Annotated in this window: 1 protein-coding gene; it reads right to left on the reverse strand. The window is 66.1% G+C overall.

Features of this window, described 5'->3' with window-relative positions; translation table 11 throughout:
* Positions 1-312: 312 nt before the first annotated feature.
* The gene (locus KGQ19_RS48830; RefSeq protein ID WP_212022495.1) at positions 313-534 is read right to left on the reverse strand and encodes an MbtH family protein; all 222 of its coding nucleotides are present in this window, start codon (positions 532-534) and stop codon (positions 313-315) included.
* Positions 535-548: the final 14 nt, after the last annotated feature.

Genomic DNA, 548 nt, shown 5'->3' on the forward strand with positions numbered 1-548 from the left:
GGCGGGGTTGTGAACACGCGAACCGGCAGCCGACAAACACACCCACCACCCCGAACCCCGAACCGGCTCAACCATGACCGAAGGCCGTAAAAATGCCTTGAAACCCAAAACCAAACCGCACCCGGTCCGCAAACCCCATCCCCCAAAAGGATCCGGCTAGCACCTGCCATCGAATACTGCATCGTCGCGCCACGCGCTGGATCGCGGCATTGGCGCGGCGCCTGGCCGAACAAGGCTCTTCGTCGACGCTTGGGTGCTCCTCCCCGATTCGGGTGGAGCACCCAAGCCGAGCGCTCCAGCCCGAAGGGCGTGTCAGCGGCCCGCCGCGCCGTCCATCTGCATCGCCAGGCTGGCGGGGCGCATGTCCGTCCAGACTTCGGCGATGTGGTCCAGGCATTCCTGGCGCGTGGCGGGGCCGAGGGCTGTGCGCCAGCCTGGGGGAACGGGGATGGTCGCGGGCCAGAGTGAGTGCTGGCCTTCGTCGTTGACCAGGGCCAGGTATTGGGCTGTCTCGTCTTCGAAGGGGTTCGTCATTTGTCCTCCTGCGT

Source organism: Catenulispora pinistramenti, from assembly GCF_018274385.1.
GTDB lineage: Bacteria > Actinomycetota > Actinomycetes > Streptomycetales > Catenulisporaceae > Catenulispora > Catenulispora pinistramenti.

What these genes read in the sequence shown, in the direction of transcription:
- KGQ19_RS48830 (WP_212022495.1), bottom strand. Translation starts at nt 534, where the DNA reads ATGACGAACCCCTTCGAAGACGAGACAGCCCAATACCTGGCCCTGGTC.